Source organism: Nonomuraea sp. NPDC049655 (assembly GCF_044465465.1).
Classification (GTDB): Bacteria; Actinomycetota; Actinomycetes; order Streptosporangiales; family Streptosporangiaceae; genus Nonomuraea.
Map to the genome: position 1 here is coordinate 48,788 of NZ_JBITLS010000002.1, position 17,378 is coordinate 66,165.

15 protein-coding genes are annotated in these 17,378 nt (G+C 73.5%); 10 read left to right on the forward strand and 5 right to left on the reverse strand.

Annotated elements, in window-relative coordinates; translation table 11 throughout:
• Positions 1–33 precede the first annotated feature (33 nt).
• Positions 34–1,035: an LLM class F420-dependent oxidoreductase gene (locus ACIBQ6_RS05515; RefSeq protein ID WP_387678918.1), complete on the forward strand. Its 1,002-nt coding sequence runs from the start codon at positions 34–36 to the stop codon at positions 1,033–1,035.
• A 31-nt stretch (positions 1,036–1,066) separates the two neighbouring features.
• Here the strand turns inward: ACIBQ6_RS05515 and ACIBQ6_RS05520 are convergent, their stop codons facing one another.
• Both ACIBQ6_RS05520 and ACIBQ6_RS05525 read right to left on the reverse strand, forming a co-directional pair.
• Positions 1,067–3,004 carry an FtsX-like permease family protein gene (locus ACIBQ6_RS05520; protein ID WP_397210385.1) on the reverse strand — a complete coding sequence of 646 codons (1,938 nt, stop codon included), beginning with the start codon at positions 3,002–3,004 and terminating at the stop codon, positions 1,067–1,069.
• Positions 3,001–3,678 carry an ABC transporter ATP-binding protein gene (locus ACIBQ6_RS05525; RefSeq protein WP_352323488.1) on the reverse strand — a complete coding sequence of 226 codons (678 nt, stop codon included), beginning with the start codon at positions 3,676–3,678 and terminating at the stop codon, positions 3,001–3,003. The genes ACIBQ6_RS05520 and ACIBQ6_RS05525 overlap by 4 nt, the downstream gene beginning before the upstream one ends.
• 91 nt (positions 3,679–3,769) lie before the next feature.
• On the opposite strand from ACIBQ6_RS05525, the gene ACIBQ6_RS05530 reads away from it, so the two are divergent.
• Positions 3,770–4,417 (forward strand): response regulator transcription factor, encoded by a 648-nt coding sequence (locus ACIBQ6_RS05530; RefSeq protein WP_352323489.1) that lies wholly within the window; start codon positions 3,770–3,772, stop codon positions 4,415–4,417.
• A 115-nt stretch (positions 4,418–4,532) separates the two neighbouring features.
• The gene (locus ACIBQ6_RS05535; protein ID WP_397210386.1) at positions 4,533–5,204 is read left to right on the forward strand and encodes a DUF4328 domain-containing protein; all 672 of its coding nucleotides are present in this window, start codon (positions 4,533–4,535) and stop codon (positions 5,202–5,204) included.
• Between the two features lie 22 nt (positions 5,205–5,226).
• Here ACIBQ6_RS05535 and ACIBQ6_RS05540 read toward each other — a convergent pair whose 3' ends face one another.
• The 3 genes from ACIBQ6_RS05540 to ACIBQ6_RS05550 form a co-directional block, all read right to left on the reverse strand.
• A complete protein-coding gene (locus ACIBQ6_RS05540; RefSeq protein ID WP_397210387.1) occupies positions 5,227–8,880 on the reverse strand; it encodes a DNA polymerase III subunit alpha in 3,654 nt (1,217 codons plus the stop codon).
• The gene (locus ACIBQ6_RS05545) at positions 8,880–9,146 is read right to left on the reverse strand and encodes a DUF6504 family protein (protein ID WP_352323492.1); all 267 of its coding nucleotides are present in this window, start codon (positions 9,144–9,146) and stop codon (positions 8,880–8,882) included. The genes ACIBQ6_RS05540 and ACIBQ6_RS05545 overlap by 1 nt, the downstream gene beginning before the upstream one ends.
• Before the next feature lie 79 nt (positions 9,147–9,225).
• On the reverse strand, positions 9,226–9,972 hold the full coding sequence (locus tag ACIBQ6_RS05550) for a GntR family transcriptional regulator (RefSeq protein ID WP_358294820.1): 747 nt from the start codon (positions 9,970–9,972) through the stop codon (positions 9,226–9,228).
• 112 nt (positions 9,973–10,084) lie between these two features.
• On the opposite strand from ACIBQ6_RS05550, the gene ACIBQ6_RS05555 reads away from it, so the two are divergent.
• The 7 genes from ACIBQ6_RS05555 to ACIBQ6_RS05585 are packed head-to-tail and all read left to right on the forward strand — an operon-like array spanning position 10,085 to position 17,354.
• Positions 10,085–11,239, forward strand: coding sequence for an ABC transporter substrate-binding protein (locus ACIBQ6_RS05555; protein ID WP_358294822.1), 1,155 nt, complete (start codon positions 10,085–10,087; stop codon positions 11,237–11,239).
• A complete protein-coding gene (locus tag ACIBQ6_RS05560; protein WP_358294824.1) occupies positions 11,236–12,060 on the forward strand; it encodes an ABC transporter permease subunit in 825 nt (274 codons plus the stop codon). The genes ACIBQ6_RS05555 and ACIBQ6_RS05560 overlap by 4 nt, the downstream gene beginning before the upstream one ends.
• Complete coding sequence (locus ACIBQ6_RS05565) at positions 12,048–12,902, forward strand: ABC transporter permease subunit (protein ID WP_364336370.1); 855 nt, start codon at positions 12,048–12,050, stop codon at positions 12,900–12,902. The genes ACIBQ6_RS05560 and ACIBQ6_RS05565 overlap by 13 nt, the downstream gene beginning before the upstream one ends.
• A complete protein-coding gene (locus ACIBQ6_RS05570) occupies positions 12,899–13,969 on the forward strand; it encodes an ABC transporter ATP-binding protein (protein WP_358294827.1) in 1,071 nt (356 codons plus the stop codon). The genes ACIBQ6_RS05565 and ACIBQ6_RS05570 overlap by 4 nt, the downstream gene beginning before the upstream one ends.
• On the forward strand, positions 13,962–14,663 hold the full coding sequence (locus tag ACIBQ6_RS05575; RefSeq protein ID WP_397210388.1) for an HAD family hydrolase: 702 nt from the start codon (positions 13,962–13,964) through the stop codon (positions 14,661–14,663). Before ACIBQ6_RS05570 ends, ACIBQ6_RS05575 begins: the two co-directional genes overlap by 8 nt.
• A 54-nt stretch (positions 14,664–14,717) precedes the next feature.
• Entirely contained in the window at positions 14,718–15,668 is a 951-nt protein-coding gene (locus tag ACIBQ6_RS05580; protein ID WP_397210389.1) for a hypothetical protein, read from the forward strand.
• Positions 15,669–15,692: 24 nt separating this feature from the next.
• Positions 15,693–17,354 (forward strand): serine/threonine-protein kinase, encoded by a 1,662-nt coding sequence (locus tag ACIBQ6_RS05585; protein WP_397210390.1) that lies wholly within the window; start codon positions 15,693–15,695, stop codon positions 17,352–17,354.
• Positions 17,355–17,378 lie beyond the last annotated feature (24 nt).

Genomic DNA, 17,378 nt, shown 5'->3' on the forward strand with positions numbered 1-17,378 from the left:
CCTCGGTAATGGAACTTTATTCCGGAGGTGCGTATGAAGCTCGGCCTGAACCTCGGCTACTGGCAGCGCGACGCCGACGACGCCACGGAGACCGTCCTCGCCGCCGAACGCCTCGGCTACGACTCGGTGTGGACCGCCGAGGCGTACGGCAGTGACGTGTTCACCCCGCTGGCCTGGTACGGGGCGCGTACGAGCCGGATCAAGCTGGGCACGTCGGTGGCGCAGATCTCGGCCCGCCCGCCGGTCACGACCGCGATGACCGCGATGACGCTCGACCATCTGACCGGCGGCCGGCTGCTGCTCGGCATCGGCGCCTCCGGCCCGCAGGTCGTGGAGGGCTGGTACGGGCAGCCGTTCGCCAGGCCCCTGGCCAGGACCCGCGAGTACGTCGAGATCATGCGCCGCGTGTGGCGCCGCGAGGAGCCCGTGACCAGCGACGGCGCCCACTACCCGCTGCCCCTGGCGGGCGGCCTGGGCAAGCCGCTCAAGCTCATCACCCACCCGCTGCGCCGCGACATCCCCGTCTACCTCGGCGCGGAGGGCCCGAAGAACGTCGCCCTGGCCGCCGAGGTCGCGCAGGGCTGGCTGCCGCTGTTCGCCTTCCCCGGCAAGATCGAGGAGATGTACGGCGACGCGCTGGCGGGCCGCGACCCCGGCTTCGAGATCGCCGCCATGGTGATGGTCGTCATCTCCGACGACGTCAGGGCCGCCCTCGACGGCGTCAAGATGATGCTCACGCTCTACATCGGCGGCATGGGCGCCAAGCAGCGCAACTTCCACGCCGACATCATCGGCCGCATGGGCTTCGCCGCGGCGGCCGAGCACATCCAGGCGCTCTACCTGGCCGGCCGCAAGGACGAGGCGTTCCGGGCGATCCCCGACGAGCTGGCCGACGGCATCTCGCTCGTCGGCCCGCCCGGCCGGATCAGGGAACGGCTCGAACTGTGGCACAAGAGCCCGGTCACCAGCCTGCTGGTGATGGGACCGCGCGACGAGCAGTCGCTGCGCACGGTCCGCGACCTCGTGCTCGGCTGATCCGCGCCGGACTGACCGCCCGGCCGGGCGGTCAGTCCGGCCGGGGCGCCGGGTCCTCGGTCACCGAGCGCAGCAGCGGCCGGCTCAGCGCGCCCGCGCCGATCACGCCCGCGAAGCCGGCGCCCACGCAGACCAGCAGCGTGACCACGCCGCTCGTGCTCACTCCGCCGATCATGAACGGCATCGCGCAGAACGCGCCCACCAGGATCGCGCCGCCGCCCATCACGGCCATCGGGATCAGCGTCTCGGCCCGCCGGGCCCGGTCCAGGACCTCCAGGGGCGTGCCCGCCAGCCGCAGCAGCGCGTACGTCTGCCGCCGGTCCAGCACCGACGAGGCCGCGGTGATGCCCGCGCTGGCGATCGCCACCAGGAACGACACCGACAGCACCACGATCGTGCCCACCCGCACGTCGGCCAGGATCTGCAGGCCGAAGCGCTGGTCGTCGGCCTTCGTCGTCGGGGTGCGCCCCGGCACGAGGTCGCTCAGCGCGGTGCGCGCCCGGTCCACCACGACGTCGTCGGCGCCGCTGCCGAGCGCCGCGACCACGGTGTGCTTGACGGCCTTCACCGTGGCCGTGATGCCCGCCCGCGCGAGCCGGTCGCGGGCCTGGTCGGCCACCTTCGCCGTCTCCCCCACCGGCGCCACGACGCTGAGCTGGGCGGGCCCGGCGTCCCCGCCGAACGCGCCCGGGCTGAGCAGGCCGAGGAACCCGGCCACGAAGCCGGTCAGGGCCACGCCGCTGACGGTCCGCCAGGCCGAGCGCGGATCGTCCACCAGCCTGCGGGCCGCCAGCAGCCGCGCGGGCCGGCGCGCGGTCCCGGCCGCCACCTTGCCGATGAGGCCGACCACCCACGGCCCGGCCAGGTTCAGGCACAGGAACGCCAGCCCGAGCGCCACGGCCACGATCGCCACGCTGGTCCCCCTGGTGAGCAGCGGGAACACGGCCAGCACCGCGAGCAGCGCGAGCACGCGGACGAACCGCATGCCGGGCGGCGTCTCCCGCTTGGCCACGCCGAGCGGGCTGACCACGACCCGGCGCAGCCCGACCACCGCCGACAGCCCCACCAGCAGCGGCACCGCGACCAGTACGCCGGCCAGGATCAGCAGGTTCGGGAACAGGTCGGCGACGAACCAGGTGCCGCCCTGGATCGGGATGCGCGCCAGCAGCGGCACGGCCGCCCCGAACACGACGGCCCCGGCCAGGGCCCCGGCGAAGGCGACCAGCACGGCCTCGGCCACCGTCATGCCGACCACCTGGCCCGGCGTCGCGCCGATCAGCCTGAGCGCGGCCAGCCGCTGGTCGCGCCGGGCGACGGTGAGCCTGGCCGCCGCGCCGCCGAACACCAGCAGCGGCACCACCATGAGCACGCTGGCGATCAGCGCCAGCACCTGGTACGCCTGGGCGTCCTCGCTGGGCGTGCCCGCCAGGGTCGCGACCTTGACCGGCGGCTTGCCGAGGATCCAGTCGTCGCTGCGCTCGGCGGTCATCGCGGGCGCGTCCGGCGCGTGGCCGACCACCGCGACCAGCTCCTCGGGCTGGACCAGCGCCTCGTCGCCGAGCACGCCCTTGGGCGCCGGGTAGCGCTTGGCCAGCCGGTCGGCGGGCAACTCGGCGGCCAGCTCGGACAGGGCGGGCGACAGCCACACCTCGCCGGGGGCCGGGAAGCGCGGCATGCCGGGCGGGGCGGGCGCCCCCGGCTTGAGCGCGGCCAGGTCGACGACGGTGATCGTCTTGCCGTCCACGTAGTCGAAGCGGGAGGCCTCGACGGCCACCGCGTCCTTCTGGGCCGCCGCCACGGGGTTGCGCCAGGCGCTGCGGTCGGCCCTGGCGCCGAAGGCGACGTTCGCGGCGACGGCGAACAGCAGCAGCGCCGTGGCCACCGCGACCGCGCCGAAGGTGAGCCAGGTGCCCAGCATGCCCCTGCGGCCGCCGCCCTTGAGCAGCCGCCAGGTCAGGTCGAGGTTCACGCGGTCACCCCGTGGGCGAGCAGGCGGCCGTCGCGGACCTCGACCGTGCGGTCGCACCAGGCGGCCACGTTGGGGTCGTGCGTGACGACGATCAGACAGGCCCCGTTGTGCCTGGTCGCCTCGGTGAGCAGGCGCATGGTGTCCTGGCCGGTCTGCTGGTCGAGCGCGCCGGTCGGCTCGTCGGCGAAGACCACGGCCGGCTTGCTCACCAGCGCCCTGGCGATGGCCACGCGCTGCGCCTGGCCGCCGGACAGCTCGCCGGGCCGCCGGGTCTCCATCTGGTGCAGGCCGAGCAGCGGGAACCACTCGCGGGCCTGCCGTACGGCCTGGGCGCGCGGCACGCCGCCCAGCATGAGCGGGAGCGCCACGTTCTCCTCGGCGGGCAGCTCCGGCAGGAGCTGGCCGAACTGGAAGACGAAGCCGAAGCGGGTGCGGCGCAGGGCGCTGCGCTGGCGCTCGCCCATGGCGTCGATGCGCTGGCCCAGCAGGTGGACCTCGCCGTCGTCCGGCTTCATGATCCCGGCCAGGCAGTGGAGGAGGGTCGACTTGCCGGAACCGCTCGGGCCCATGATGGCCACGGCCTCTCCCGCCCGTACCGTGATGTCCACGCCGCCCAGGGCGACCGTCTGCCCGAACCGCTTGGCCAGGGCTCGTCCAACAAGCACGTCGTTCATGGCCCCAACCCTTCCGCGGCGGGGGGTGGCGGCGGATCGGCCGTGCGTCCATTTCGGCCTCGGCCGAACGGCTGATCCTTAGAGTTGAGCCGTGACTATTCGGGTTCTCATCGCCGACGACCAGCAGCTGGTGCGCACCGGCTTCCAAATGATCTTGGACGCTCAACCGGACATGGAGGTCGTGGCCGCCGTGGCCGACGGCGCCGAGGCCGTGGCCGAGGCCAGGCGGCTGCGGCCGGACGTGTGCCTGCTCGACATCAGGATGCCCAAGCTCGACGGGCTGGAGGTGACCCGCGTGCTGGCCGGGCCGGGCGTGGAGAACCCGATGCGGGTGGTCATCGTCACCACCTTCGACCTCGACGAGTACGTCTACGGCGCGCTGCGCGCCGGGGCCACCGGCTTCCTGCTCAAGGACAGCGGCCCCACGCTGCTCATCGAGGCGGTCAGGGCCGCCGCCGGAGGCGACGCGCTGGTGTCGCCGTCGGTCACCGTACGGCTGCTGCAGCACCTGACCCAGCCCAGGCGGGCGGCCGAGCCGCCGAACGGCCCGCTGACCGACCGCGAGCTCGACGTCGTGCGCCTGGTGGCCAGGGGACGCACCAACCAGGAGGTGGCCGCCGAGCTGTTCGTGTCGCTGTCGACGGTGAAGACGCACCTGGGCAGCATCCAGGCGAAACTCGGTGTCCGCAATCGGGTGGGAATCGCAGCTTGGGCGTGGGAATCCGGCGTGGTGAGCTGATTAACAGTGGTGCTCACGGGATACAAGTGAGTCAGAACCTCAGCGCATGGCCCGGGGGGAGAACATCGTGCGCTACGCCCAGGCACCGCCAACCAAAGCTGCTTCCGCCGTATATGTGACGCTTGCCGCGCAGGTCCTCTCCCTGGGCGCCCTCGTGGTCTTCGAGCGGTCCCGCGGCCGTCATCTCGCCGTCCAGCTCGCCGCGTTCGGCGGCCGTCCCCACGGGGCGCAGGCGGAGGCGGTCGTGGGGGCGGTGACGACGTTCGCGGTGCTGATGATGCTGGTCGCGGGCACCTCCGTCGCCGCCGGGGCCGCCTACGTGACCTGGCTGGTGCGCGCCCGTCAGGTGAAGGACCGTGCCAGCCCCACCGGGCCGGTCGCGGCCGCGTGGCTGATCCCCGTCGTCAACCTGGTCGCGCCCGCGTTGCTGGTCGACGACATCTGGCGGCGGGCCAAGCCGCCGTCCGGGCGGCGCGGGCGGTGGCTGGCGCTGCTGACGGCGTGGTGGCTGAGCTGGCTGGGCATGCTGACGCTGGTCACGGTCCGCCTCCCGCTGGAGTCCGCCTCCGACGGGCTGACCGGGGTGGGGTTGCTGGAGCTGGGCGGCGCGGTGGTGGCGGCCCTGCTGTGCGCCGCCACCGTCCGCGAGGTCACCCGCGTCCAGCGGCTCGACGTGGCCGGACGGCTGCGCGCGGCGGTCGCCGAGTCCGCGCCCGGCCCCGAGGTCGTGACCCGGCTGACCACCCGGCCCGCCCAGGGCTCGGCCCCGTTCGGCCACACCGGCTGACGGCCGCCGGCCGGGTACGGGGTCAGGCCGCCGTCGGGCCGGAGCTGCCGGGGCTGGCGTGCCAGAGCTGCCGGGGCGGGGCGGCGACGGCGGGGCCGAGGTCGGAGTAGGGCGAGAGCCGGAAGCCGTTGGCGTACTCGATGCTGCGTCCGCCGACGCCGGGCCGCTCTTCGGGAGCCCGGTCGAGCAGGGCGCGGACGGCCTCCACGCCCTCCGCCCGCCACAGCGCGTCCAGGTCGGTCAGGTTCCAGCAGTCGACGGCGCGCATGGAGACCGCGCGGGCCCCCGTACGGCGGACCACCCCCCTGGCCAGCATGAGCCACGAGCCGAACACCGTCGCCGCGCACCTGCCCTGCACCGACTCGAAGAAGGTCAGGTCGACCGGCCCCGTCGAGTCGTCGAGGGTGGTGAAGATGACCCGCTGCCCCGAGCGCACGGCGGGCGTCTGGGTGGCCACCTTCACCCCCGCGACCAGCACCTCCGCGCCGTTGCGCTGGGCGAGCAGGTCCTTGGAGCGCACCACCCCGAGCGCGTCGAGCAGCTCGTCGTGGAAGCTGATGACGTGCCGGCTGACGTCGATGCCGAGGATCTCCAGCTCGGCCTCGACCATCTCCGTCTCCGTCATCTCGGGCAGCTCGCCGGGCGGCAGGTGCTCGCCGAAGCCGAGCGGCAGCTGCGTGGACGGCGGCTCGGCCCGGGGGCGCGGCGGCGCCGCGGTGTAGCGCCTGGACCGGGGCGCGGCCGAGCGCACGCCGATCGACGACGCCCGCTCCAGCGCCCCCACCTGGGCGATCAGGTCGCGCCGGGTCAGCTCGCCCGGACGCCAGCGGGGGCCGCCGGGACGCAGGCCGTGCAGCGCGTCGAGGCCGCCGACCTGGACGATGCGCTCGATGGTCGGGCGCGAGGGCCTGGCCCGGTCCCAGAAGTCGGCCAGCGACGTGTACGGCTGCCCGGCCACCATGCGTTCGACCTCGGCCTCGCTCACCCCCTTGATCGCCGAGAACGGCACCCGCAGCGCGTAACCGCGGCCGATCTCCCCGATCCTGAACTCCTGCCGCACCGGACGCCGCTCCTCCCCCAGCTCCGACGGGCTCACCCGGAGCCGCAGCGGCGGACGCGGGCCGAGCCGTTCCACCCGCCAGTCCTTGCCGGACCCGTTGACGTCGAGCGGCAGGATCTCGACCCCGCACTGCCGGGCCTCGTCGATGATGACGCGCGGCGGGTACATGCCGGGCTCGTGGGTGAGCACCCCGGCGAAGAACGCCGCCGCGTGGTGCCGCTTGAGCCAGGCCGACTGGTAGGTGGGCAGCGCGAACGCCGCCGCGTGCGCCTTGCAGAACCCGAAGGCGCCGAACGCGTCGAGCACCTTCCAGGCCCGCTCCACCGCCGCGTCGCCGAACCCGTTGGCCCTGGCCAGCGGCACGAACGCCTTACGCACCCGCTCCCGGCCCTCCGGCGTGCCGAGGGTGCGCCGCAGGGTCTCGGCGAAGGACAGGTCGCGTCCCGTCATCACCGAGATGATCTTCAGCACCTGCTCGTGGAAGACGACCACGCCGTGCGTCTCCTTCAGCGCCTCGCGCAGCCGGGCGTGCGGGTAGTACGGCTGCCGCCACCCGTGCCTGGCCTCCAGGTAGGGGGTGACCATGTCGGAGTTGACCGGCCCCGGCCGGAACAGGGAGATGTCCACGATCAGGTCGTGCATCCGGCGCGGCTCCAGCTTGGCCACCAGCTCCCGCTGGCCCGGCGACTCGATCTGGAAGCAGCCGAGCGTGCGGCTGGCGCAGATCATGTCGTAGGTCTCCTGGTCGTCGTGCGGGACGTACTCGACGCCGGGGTCGTCGCCGGCCTGCTCGTCCAGCCTGACCTCGATGTCGTCCACGCGTTTGATCTCGCTCAGCGTGTACGCCATGGCCGACTGCATCCGCACGCCCAGCACGTCCAGCTTGAGCAGGCCGGCCTCCTCCACGTCGTCCTTGTCGAACTGGGACATCGGGAACTCCAGCAGGCTGCGTTCCACCGGCGTCCTGTCGCGCAGGCCCGAGTTGCCGACCAGCACGCCGCACGGGTGCAGCGCGATGTGCCTGGGCAGGCCGTCGAGCTTCTCGGCCAGCCGGAACACCCGGTCGAGCCCGGCCTCGCCGAGCCGGCTCTCGCGCAGCTCGGGCAGGTCGGCCAGGGACGCGGTGATCTGCCTGGCCCTGATGTGAGGGAACGCCTTGGCGATGGCGTCGATCTCGTGCGGCGGCAGGCCCATCGCGCCGGCGACGTCCCTGATGGCGCTGCGCGCGCGGTAGGTCTCCATCATGGACACGCAGGCCACGCGGGCCTCGCCGTAGCGTTCGAAGATGGCCTTGTAGCAGTCGAGCCGGCGGGCCGACTCCACGTCCACGTCGATGTCGGGCAGGCCGACGCGGCCCTCCGACAGGAAACGCTCCATGAGCAGGCCGTGTTCGAGCGGGTTCACCTCGCCGATGCCGATGAGGTAGTTGACCAGGCTGCCGGCGCCCGAGCCGCGGATGGCGCAGCGGATGTCCATGCCGCGGATCATGTCGGTGATGCCGGCCACGGCGATGAAGTAACCCGACAGGCGCTTGCGCTCGATGACGTCCAGCTCGGCCCGCAGGCGTTCCCTGGCCTCCCCCGAACGGTCGAGGCCGCGCCTGACCAGGCCGTCCTCGACGCGGTTGCGCAGCAGCGGCACCGGGTCGCGGCCGACCTCGGGCAGGTTGAGGTCGGGCGGGTCGTTCCTGAGCGCGAGCAGCCGCAGCGGGTCCATCGAGCACGCCTCGGCCAGGCGCCTGGTGGTGGACAGCAGCCGGGCCACGCGCTCCCGGTCGGCGCCGCAGATCTTGGCCGCCACCTGCCACATCTCCTTGGTGCTCTTGAGGTAGGCGTGCGAGGTGGTGCTCTCCAGGTGCCTGGGGTGCAGCGGGACGAGCCGGCGGGCCGCGTCGAGCACGTCGCCGACCTGGTGATCGGCCGGGTCGAGGTAGCGGGCGGCGTTGGTCAGCACGGCCGGCACGCCGGCGGACTCGGCCAGGCCGAGCATGCGGACGGCCGTGATGGCGTCGCGGAAGCCGTACTGGTCGACCAGTTCGATCACCACGCCGGGGACGGCGGCGCGCCACCGGCCGAGCAGCGTCCTGGCCTGCTCGTCGCGGCGTTCGGCGATCGCCCGGCCGACGTCGGAGCGCGGCCCGAGCAGCACCACGAGCCCGTCCTCGGCGCCGAACCCGTGGTCGCCGCCCGCCGGCCCGGCCCAGGCGCCGACCAGCTCGCGGGTCACCTTGGGCGCGCCGCGCTCGCCGGCGGCGTGCGCGGCGGTGACCAGGCGGCACAGCCGCGACCAGCCGCCGGAGCGGGCCAGCACGGTGACCCGGTCCTCGGCGCCGGGCCCGGTCCTCGGTCCGGTCGCGGGCCGCGGCGCGCGCAGGCCCGGCGCGGGCGTGCGCGCCGGGACGTCGAGCGCCAGGTTCACGCCGACCACGGGGGCGATCCCGGCGTCCGCGCACGCCTGGACGTGTTTGACCGCGCCGTAGAGCCCGTCGCGGTCGGTCAGCGCGAGGATGTCCATGCCGTGTTCGACGGCCCGTTCCACCAGGGCGTGCGGGAAGGCGGTGCCGTACCTCATGGAGTAGGCCGAGGCCACGTCGAGGTGCGGGAACGGGGGCGCCATCAGTCCCACGCCCGCAGCAGCAGCCAGCCGTCGCCGGCGGTGTCGTAGCGCAGCTCGTACGAGCCGACCTCGCGCCCCGGGCTCGCCTCCACCCGCCAGAAGCGGCGCTCGCCGGGGTCGCCCTCGCCGGTCTTCCACCACTCGCGCGCCACGACCCAGTGGTCGAGCACGTTGCGGACGAGATAGAGCCGGTCGCGCCAGACGAACTGGGTCGGCTCGCCGTCTCTGGTCCACACCTCTATCGGATCGCCATAGAGTCTGCTCAAGACGCTTCTCCCCGCGGCTCTGGTTCCTTTGCTGAGCCACCCGGGGGAAGACGGGCGCTTATGTATCGAACATATGTTCTTACGGCCCGAAGCGCAAGTCGCCCGCCCGCCGCGTCAGGGGGTTGGCGCCGATCGAGTTGCGGATGCTGAAGGTGACGCTGCCCGCCCGGTAGCGGTCGTCGGAGGACTCCACCGGGCGGCCCTCGTGCGTGGTGGTGACGCGGCGCTGGCGCAGGAGCGGGCTGCCGCGCCGCACGCCCAGCAGCCGGGCGTCCCCGGCGCCGGCGGGCACGGCGTCGATGAGGTGCTCGCCGTAGGCGAAGATCAGGCCGACGGACTCGTACAGGGCCTCAGTGACGGACGCGCAGTCGGCGGGCAGCGCCTCGACGGCGGGGGCCACCCACTCGGCGTAGACGGTCCGCTCGACCAGGACGGGCTCGCCCTCCAGCGAGCGCAGGCGCAGCACCTCCAGCACCTCGCCCCCGCCGAACCTGGCGGACTCGGGCGCGGTGGCGGCCCGGCGGCGCTGGGAGATCACCTGGCCGCCGATGCGGTAGCCGTTGGCCCTGGCCCACTGGGCGAAGCTGTGCAGCTCGGCGAAGCTCTGGCTGCGCGCGTTGCCGAGCACGATGCGCCTGGCGCCCTGCCTCGACCCCACCAGCCCCTCGGCGACCAGCACGGCCACCGCCTGCCGCACGGTCCCGCGCGCCGCCCGGTGCCGGGTGGCCAGCTCGGCCTCGCTCGGGAGCTGGGAGCCGACCGGGTACGCGCCCGCCAGGATGTCATCACGCAGCTCAGCGGCTATCCGTTCATAGCGCGCAACCATTCGCGACCTTCTCCATTCACGAAAGAGCAATGTTTATGCGACTTACTGGTGCTCGCTTGTTTGTACAAGTTCCCTTAGGTTCTTTCCACACCCCCCGGAGAGTGGAGGCGACGTGTTCACACCTCGCGCCCGTGCGGCCGGCGTCATCGCGGCCCTTACCGTTGTCACCGCGGCGTGTGGCGCCGCCCCGAGCAGCCAGCAGACCACCAAGACGGCCGAAGGCGGGGCGAACGCGGCGACCGCCGCCTCAGCCGCCGACTTCGGCGGCTTCGACAAGCTCGTCGAGGCCGCCAAGAAGGAGGGCAACCTCCACGTCATCGCGCTCCCGCCCGACTGGGCCAACTACGGCGAGATCATCAAGTCGTTCGAGGCCAAGTACGGCATCAAGATCGAGAGCGAGACGCCCGACGCGGCCAGCGCGGACGAGATCAACGCCGTCAAGACCCGCAAGGGCCAGGACCGCGCCCCCGACGTGCTCGACCTCGGCCAGTCGTTCGCGATCAGCGGCGCCAAGGAAGGGCTGTTCGCGCCGTACAAGGTGCAGTCGTTCGACAAGATCCCCGAGGGTCAGAAGGAGCCGACCGGGCTCTGGACCAACGACTACGGCGGCTACGTCTCAATCGGCTGCGACGCCAAGAAGATCGCCAACTGCCCGACCAGCTACGCCGACCTGCTCAAGCCCGAGTACAAGGGCAAGGTCGCGATGAACGGCAACCCGACCAAGTCCGGCTCGGCCTTCGCCGGCGTGTACGCCGCCGCGATCGCCAGCGGCGGCTCCTTCGACGACATCCAGCCCGGCATCGACTTCTTCAAGAAGCTCAAGGACGCCGGCAACTACAACCCGGTCGAGACGACCCCGGCGACCATCGAGAAGGGCGAGACCCAGATCAGCATCGACTGGGACTACAACAACGCCGCCTACGCCCCCCAGATGGCCGCCAAGGGCCTCGACTGGAAGGTGAACGTGCCGACCGACGGCAAGTACTTCCAGATGTACGCCCAGGCCGTCAACAAGGACGCCCCGCACCCGGCGGCGGCCAGGCTGTGGCAGGAGTACCTCTACAGCGCCGAGGGCCAGAACCTCTACCTCAAGGGCTTCGCCCGTCCGGTGCTGCTGCCGTCCATGACCTCCGACGGCACGGTGGACAAGGCGCTGGCCGCGAAGCTGCCCCAGGTCGAGGGCACGCCCGAGTTCCCCACGCCCGAGCAGGTCGACGCGGCCAAGGCCAAGCTGGCCAGCGGCTGGGACGCCGCGATCTCGGGATGACCCGCCCGCGTTCCAGGGGCTGGGCCGGCGCCCTGCCCCTGCTGGCCTTCTTCGCCCTCGTCTTCGGGGTCCCGGCGGTCGCGCTGGTCGCGGGGGCCTTCACCGTCCAGGGACGGCCGAGCCTGGCCAACCTCGCGCAGAGCCTGCAGGGCGGCTACCTCGTCGCCATGGCCGGGAGCGTCAAGCTGTCGGCCGTGGTGGCGCTGGCCGGGGCCGTCCTCGGCACGTTCCTCGCCTACGCCGTGGTGACCTCGCGCTTCACGCTGCTGCGCGAGGCCGTGCTGACCGCCTCGGGCGTGCTGGCCAACTTCGGCGGGGTGCCGCTGGCGTTCTTCTGGATCGCCACGCTGGGCAACTCGGGCGTGATCAGCGGCCTGGTGGGGCTGCCCTCAGGGTCGTTGTACACGTTCTGGGGGCTGGTGATCGTCTACCTGTACTTCGCGATCCCGCTGATGGTGCTGGTCATGGCGCCCGCGCTGGACGGGCTGAAGCCCCAGTGGCGCGAGGCCGCCGCCAACAGCGGCGCGACCGCCTGGCACTACTGGCGCTTCGTCGCGCTGCCGGTGCTCGCGCCCGCGATGCTGGGCGGGGTGGTGCTGCTGTTCGGGTCGGCGTTCTCGGCGTACGCGACCGCCAACGCCATGGTGGGCACCGTCGTGCCGCTGGTCACCCTGAAGATCGCCAGCGCGCTGACCGGTGACGTGCTGGTCGGCTACGAGAACATCGCGCTGGCGCTCAGCCTGGACATGATCGTGGTGGCCGGGCTGGTGATGGCGATCTACCTGCCGCTGCAGAGGAGGAGCTCCCGATGGCTGCGCTGACCGGGCTGGAGCCCGTCGCCGCGGCGGCGGCGAAACCGCCCGCCCGGCCCCGCTGGTGGCGCGGCCTGGTGTTCGCCCTGGCCGCGGCCTACTTCCTGATCCCGCTCGGCGCCTCGCTCTGGTACACGGTGCACAACCCGGCCACCGGGGTGTCGTTCTCCGCCTACGGCGAGCTGCTGACGGCCGAGGGCTTCGCGCGCTCGCTGCTGCTGTCGCTGTCGCTGGCCGCCGCGACGATCGTGCTGGTCCTGCTGCTGGCGCTGCCGGCGATGCTGGCCGTACGGCTGTTCGCGCCGCGGCTGCGGCCGGTGATGGAGGTGCTGTGCACGCTGCCGCTGGTGGTGCCGCCGATCACGTTCGTGGCCGGGCTGACGACGTCGTTGCGTGACGGGGCCGACATCCTGGCGCCGACGCCGTTCTGGGGCACGCTGATCGCGATCCAGGACCCGGGGTTCCCCGTCGTGCTCGTGCTCGCCTACGTCGTGCTGGTGCTGCCGTTCGTCTACCGCTCGCTGGACGCCGGGCTGCGCACCATGGACGTGCGCACGCTGGTCGAGGCCGCCCGGAACCTGGGCGCGTCCTGGCCGCACGTGCTGCTGCGGGTCGTGGTGCCGAACCTGCGCTCGGCCCTGGCCAGCGCGTCGTTCCTGACGCTCGCGCTGGTGCTGGGCGAGTACACGGTGGCCAGCCTGCTCGGCTACGAGCCGTTCGCGGTCTGGATCGTGACCGTCTCCGGCTCCAAGGGGCAGCTGTCCGTCGCGGTCTCCATCCTCAGCCTGCTGCTCATCTGGGCGTTGCTGCTCGCCGTCTCCACCGTCTTCAGTGGAAGGAAGAAATCATGACCGCTGCGGTGGAGTTCCGCGGGCTGCGCCGGGTGTTCGGCAGGACGGTGGCGCTCGACGGGTTCGACCTGACCATCGCCCCCGGCGAGTTCGTCGCCCTGCTGGGGCCGTCGGGCTGCGGCAAGACGACGGCGCTGCGCTGCGTGGCCGGGTTCGAGCGGCCCGACTCCGGCGCGGTGCTGCTGGACGGCAAGGACATCACGAACGTGCCCGCCAACAAGCGCGACGCCGGGATGGTCTTCCAGTCCTACTCGCTCTTCCCCAACCTCAACGCCCGCGACAACGTGGCCTTCGGCCTGCGCGTGCGCAAGGCGCCCGCGGCCGTCCGGCACGCCAGGGCCGCCGAGCTGCTCGAACTCGTCGGCCTCCCCGCGCACGCCGACCGTTTCCCGCACCAGCTCTCCGGCGGCCAGCAGCAGCGCGTCGCCCTGGCCCGCGCGCTCGCGCTCGAACCGCGCGTGCTGCTGCTCGACGAGCCGCTGTCGGCGCTCGACGCCAAGGTGCGGGTGACGCTGCGCGAGGAGATCCGCCGGTTGCAGCTCGACCTCGGCATCACCACCGTCTTCGTCACCCACGACCAGGAGGAGGCCCTGTCGATCGCCGACCGGGTCGCGGTGCTGCGCGAGGGACGGCTGGAGCAGTGCGGGCCGCCCGCCGAGGTCTACGACCGGCCGGCCACGCCGTTCGTCGCCGAGTTCGTCGGGGCCATGAACCACCTGGCCGGGCGGCTGTCCGGGGACGGCGTCACCGTGCTCGGCCAGCTCCTTCCCGTGGACGGCCCGGCGCCCGCCGAGCCCGACGTGGACGTGCTGATCCGGCCCGAGGCCGTCCGGGTCACGCCCGACCCGGACGGCGGCGCCGAGGTGCTGGCCGCGTCCTTCCGCGGGGCCTCGGTGCGGCTGCGGCTGTCGCTGGAGGGCGGCGAGGTGCTGGCCGACGTGCCGGGGCACGAGGCGGCCCGGCTGGGGGCGGGGGCGCGCGTCACGGTCCGGCTGGTGGAGCGTCCGGTGCTGGTGGCCGCCCGTACGGTGACGGCGCCCGCGCCGGTGTTGTCGGCCGATGCCTGACAGGCCGGCCGACGCGATCGTGTCCGACGCGGTCCCGTCCTCTTCGGACGACATGCCGGACGCGGTCCCGTCCTCTTCGGACGGCATGCCGGACGCGGTCCTGTTCGACATGGACGGCACGCTGGTGGACACCGAAGGGCTCTGGTGGCAGGCCGCGGCGTCGGTGGCCCGGTCGCTGGGCCGGGCGCTGACGGCCGCCGACGCGCCGCACGTGACGGGCCGCACGGTGGGCGACACGGCCGCGTACCTGGTGGCCGGGGTCGGCGGGGTGAGCGTGGAGGGGGTCGCGGGCGCGCTCACCGAGGCGTTCGCCGAGCGCGTCAGGACCGGGCTGACGGTCGTGCCGGGGGCGCCGGAGCTGCTGGCCGAGCTGGCCGCGGCGGACGTCCCGACCGCACTGGTGACCGCCTCCCCCCGCAGCATCGTGGAGCTGGTGCTGCCCCGGCTCGGGCACGCGTTCGACCTGGTGATCGCCGACGAGGACACCGCCCGGGGCAAACCGCACCCGGACCCGTACCTGGAGGCGGCCCGCAGGCTGCGGGTGGCCCCGGCGCGCTGCGTGGCGGTCGAGGACAGCCCGGCGGGCGTGGCCGCGGCCACCGCCGCGGGTTGCCGCGTGCTGGTGGCGGACCCCGCGCGCGGGCTGGCCCAGGTGCGGGCCGGGCTGCGCGGCGCTCCCCCGCACGGGGGATGAACCCGCCTCCCGCAGGGGAGGGACGGGCCCGCGGGCGTCGGCAGTATCTCGTGCATGAGCCCCGACGTGAGAATTGTCAGGACGCCCGCCGTCGCGCTGGCGCTGGTCGTCCTCTACGGCGGCCTGCGCGTCTACTGGGAGCTCGGCCACATGCCGGAGCGGATGTCGCCGATCGGGTCCGACCTGATCGTGTTCACCGGCTGGGCCGCGGTGGGCCTGTGCGCGGCGGCCGCGGCGGCGCTGGTCGTCCTGATGGCCGCGCGCCCGGACGGCCCGCTGGGATGGGCGCCGCCGGCGCTGGCGTGGGCGGTGGGCGGCGCGCTCATCGTGTCGGGGGCGCTGCTGCTGCTCGACGTGGTGTCGGTGGTCGTCCCGGGGCTCGGCATGCCGTTCTCGTGGGCGGGGGCGCTCAGCAAGGCGGCCTGCGTGGGCTCGGGGGTGCTGCTCTGGCGGTCCGCCGCGGCCTACCGGCGGCGGGCCGCGGGGGCCTGCGGGGCGTGCGGGCGGCGTTCGTCCCGGGTGCTCGCGCGCACGCCGGGGTGGGCCTTCGCCGCGGCCTACGTCTCCGTGGCCGGCTGCCTGGCGCGGATCGCGGCGCAGGCGGCCGTCGGGTTCGACGCCGTGCCGTACCGTGCCGGGGCGGTGGCGTTCGAGATCGAGTTCCTGCTCGCCGGGACGCTGCTGCCGCTGGCGCTCGTCCACCGGTTCGGGCGGGTGTGGCCGGGATGGGTGCCGTGGCTGGCCGGGCGTCCGGTGCCGCGCCGGCTGGTGTTGTGGCCGGGGGTGGGGGTGTCCGGCGGGCTGCTGGCCTACTTCGGGGTGGCGCTGGGGCAGATGGTCGCCGAACGGCTCAGCGGGGGCGTGCCGTTCTCCGGGGGCGATCTGCCCGAGGCGTTCTTCTGGGTGGCCGTGCCCGGGTACGTGGTGTGGGGCGCCGGAATGGCCGTGGCGGCCTGGTCGTACGCGCGGCGTACGCGCATCGCGTGCGCGTCCTGCGGCGGATAGCCGCGATCGGTAAGCTGGGCCGCCGTGAGCGGTGATATATCCCAGATCGGGCGCTACCGGCTGCTGAGCGTGCTCGGGCGGGGCGGCATGGGCACGGTCCACCTCGCCGAGGATCCCACTGGGCAGCGGGTCGCCATCAAGGTGATCAATCCCGAGCTCAGTCAGCACGAGCAGTTCCGGATGCGCTTCCGCCGGGAGGCCGACGCCGCTCGCCGCGTCCGCAGGTTCTGCACCGCCGCGGTGATCGAGGCCGCGCTCGACGGCGACCTGCTCTACGTGGTCACCGAGTACGTGCCGGGCCCCAATCTGGAGGAGGCCGTACGCCAGTCGGGGCCGCTGCGCGGCTCCAGCCTCGACGCGCTGGCCGTCAGCGTGGCCACCGCCCTGACCGCCATCCACGGCGCCGGGGTGGTCCACCGTGACCTCAAGCCGTCGAACGTGCTGCTGTCCCCCGTCGGGCCGCGCGTGATCGACTTCGGCATCGCGCGGGCGCTGGACACGCTGGGCGGCGTCACCGGCACCGGCGAGCTGGTCGGGACGCCCCGGTACATGGCCCCCGAGGTGCTGCGCGGCGAGCCGGTCTCGCCCGCCTGCGACGTGTTCTCGTGGGGCTGCCTGATCGCGTACGCGGCGAGCGGGCGGGCGCCGTTCGGCGGCGACACGCTGCCCTCCATCGTCTACCAGGTGCTCAACACCGAGCCCCGCCTCGACGACGTCGATCCCGGCCTGCGCGAGCTGGTCGCGGCCGCGCTGCGCAAGGACCCGGCCGCGCGGCCCACCGCGCAGCAGCTCCTCGACCACCTCGTGGGCCGCTCGGCGGCGCCCGAGCAGGCGGCGCACACCGTGCAGGTGGCCTGGCAGCACGCCACCACCCCGTTCACCGAGGCCGCGCCCACTGCTGCCGACACGGCTGCCAACACGGCGGCCGACACGGCGGCGAAGCGGCGCGGCAGGCTGCTCGGGATCGGCGCGGCCGCCGCGGCGGTGCTGGTGGCCGCCGCGGCGACGGCCTGGGCGGTGCTCACTCCGAGCGGGCCGCCCGACGACCTGGGCGTCCTGTACCGCGAGGACTTCACGCAGACCTCCGGCGGCTGGCTCGGCACCTACGACCCCGACACCACGGGCAGCAAGGGCTACCGCACGGACGGCACGTACGGGCTCGACGTGGGAGACGGCCGCGAGGAGCAGTGGGCGAAGGCCCCCATCCCCTTCCTCGTCGCCACGCCCACGAACACCCCCGACCCCTCCGCCACGCCCACGCCGATGTTGCCGTCGTCGGTGGTCGTCGGCGTCACCGCCGAGATCCGGGAGTACGCCGGCAGCGGCGAGTACGGCATCTACTGCCACAACTCCGACGACGACGACACCTACTACGAGTTCGGCCTCGACACCGAGGGGAACGCGCGGATCCGCCGCGTGTACGACGGCGCGGGCTGCACGCTGACCCAGCCCGCCAAGGTGGCCAAGCCGGAGGGCCGGATACGCATCGTGGCCTCGTGCGAGCAGCGCGGCACCGGGGTGCGGCTGACGATGTGGGTGAACGACAAACGGGTGCAGCAGGCCGACGACCCCAACGGGCTCGGCAACGGGTACGTCGGCCTGTTCGCGCGTACGCCCAAGGACAGCGAGTCGTCGCTGAAGATGACGTTCGACGACTTCGAGCTGCGGGGGCAGAAGGAGCCTTAGAGCGGCGGGCCGCGTTCCCGGCGG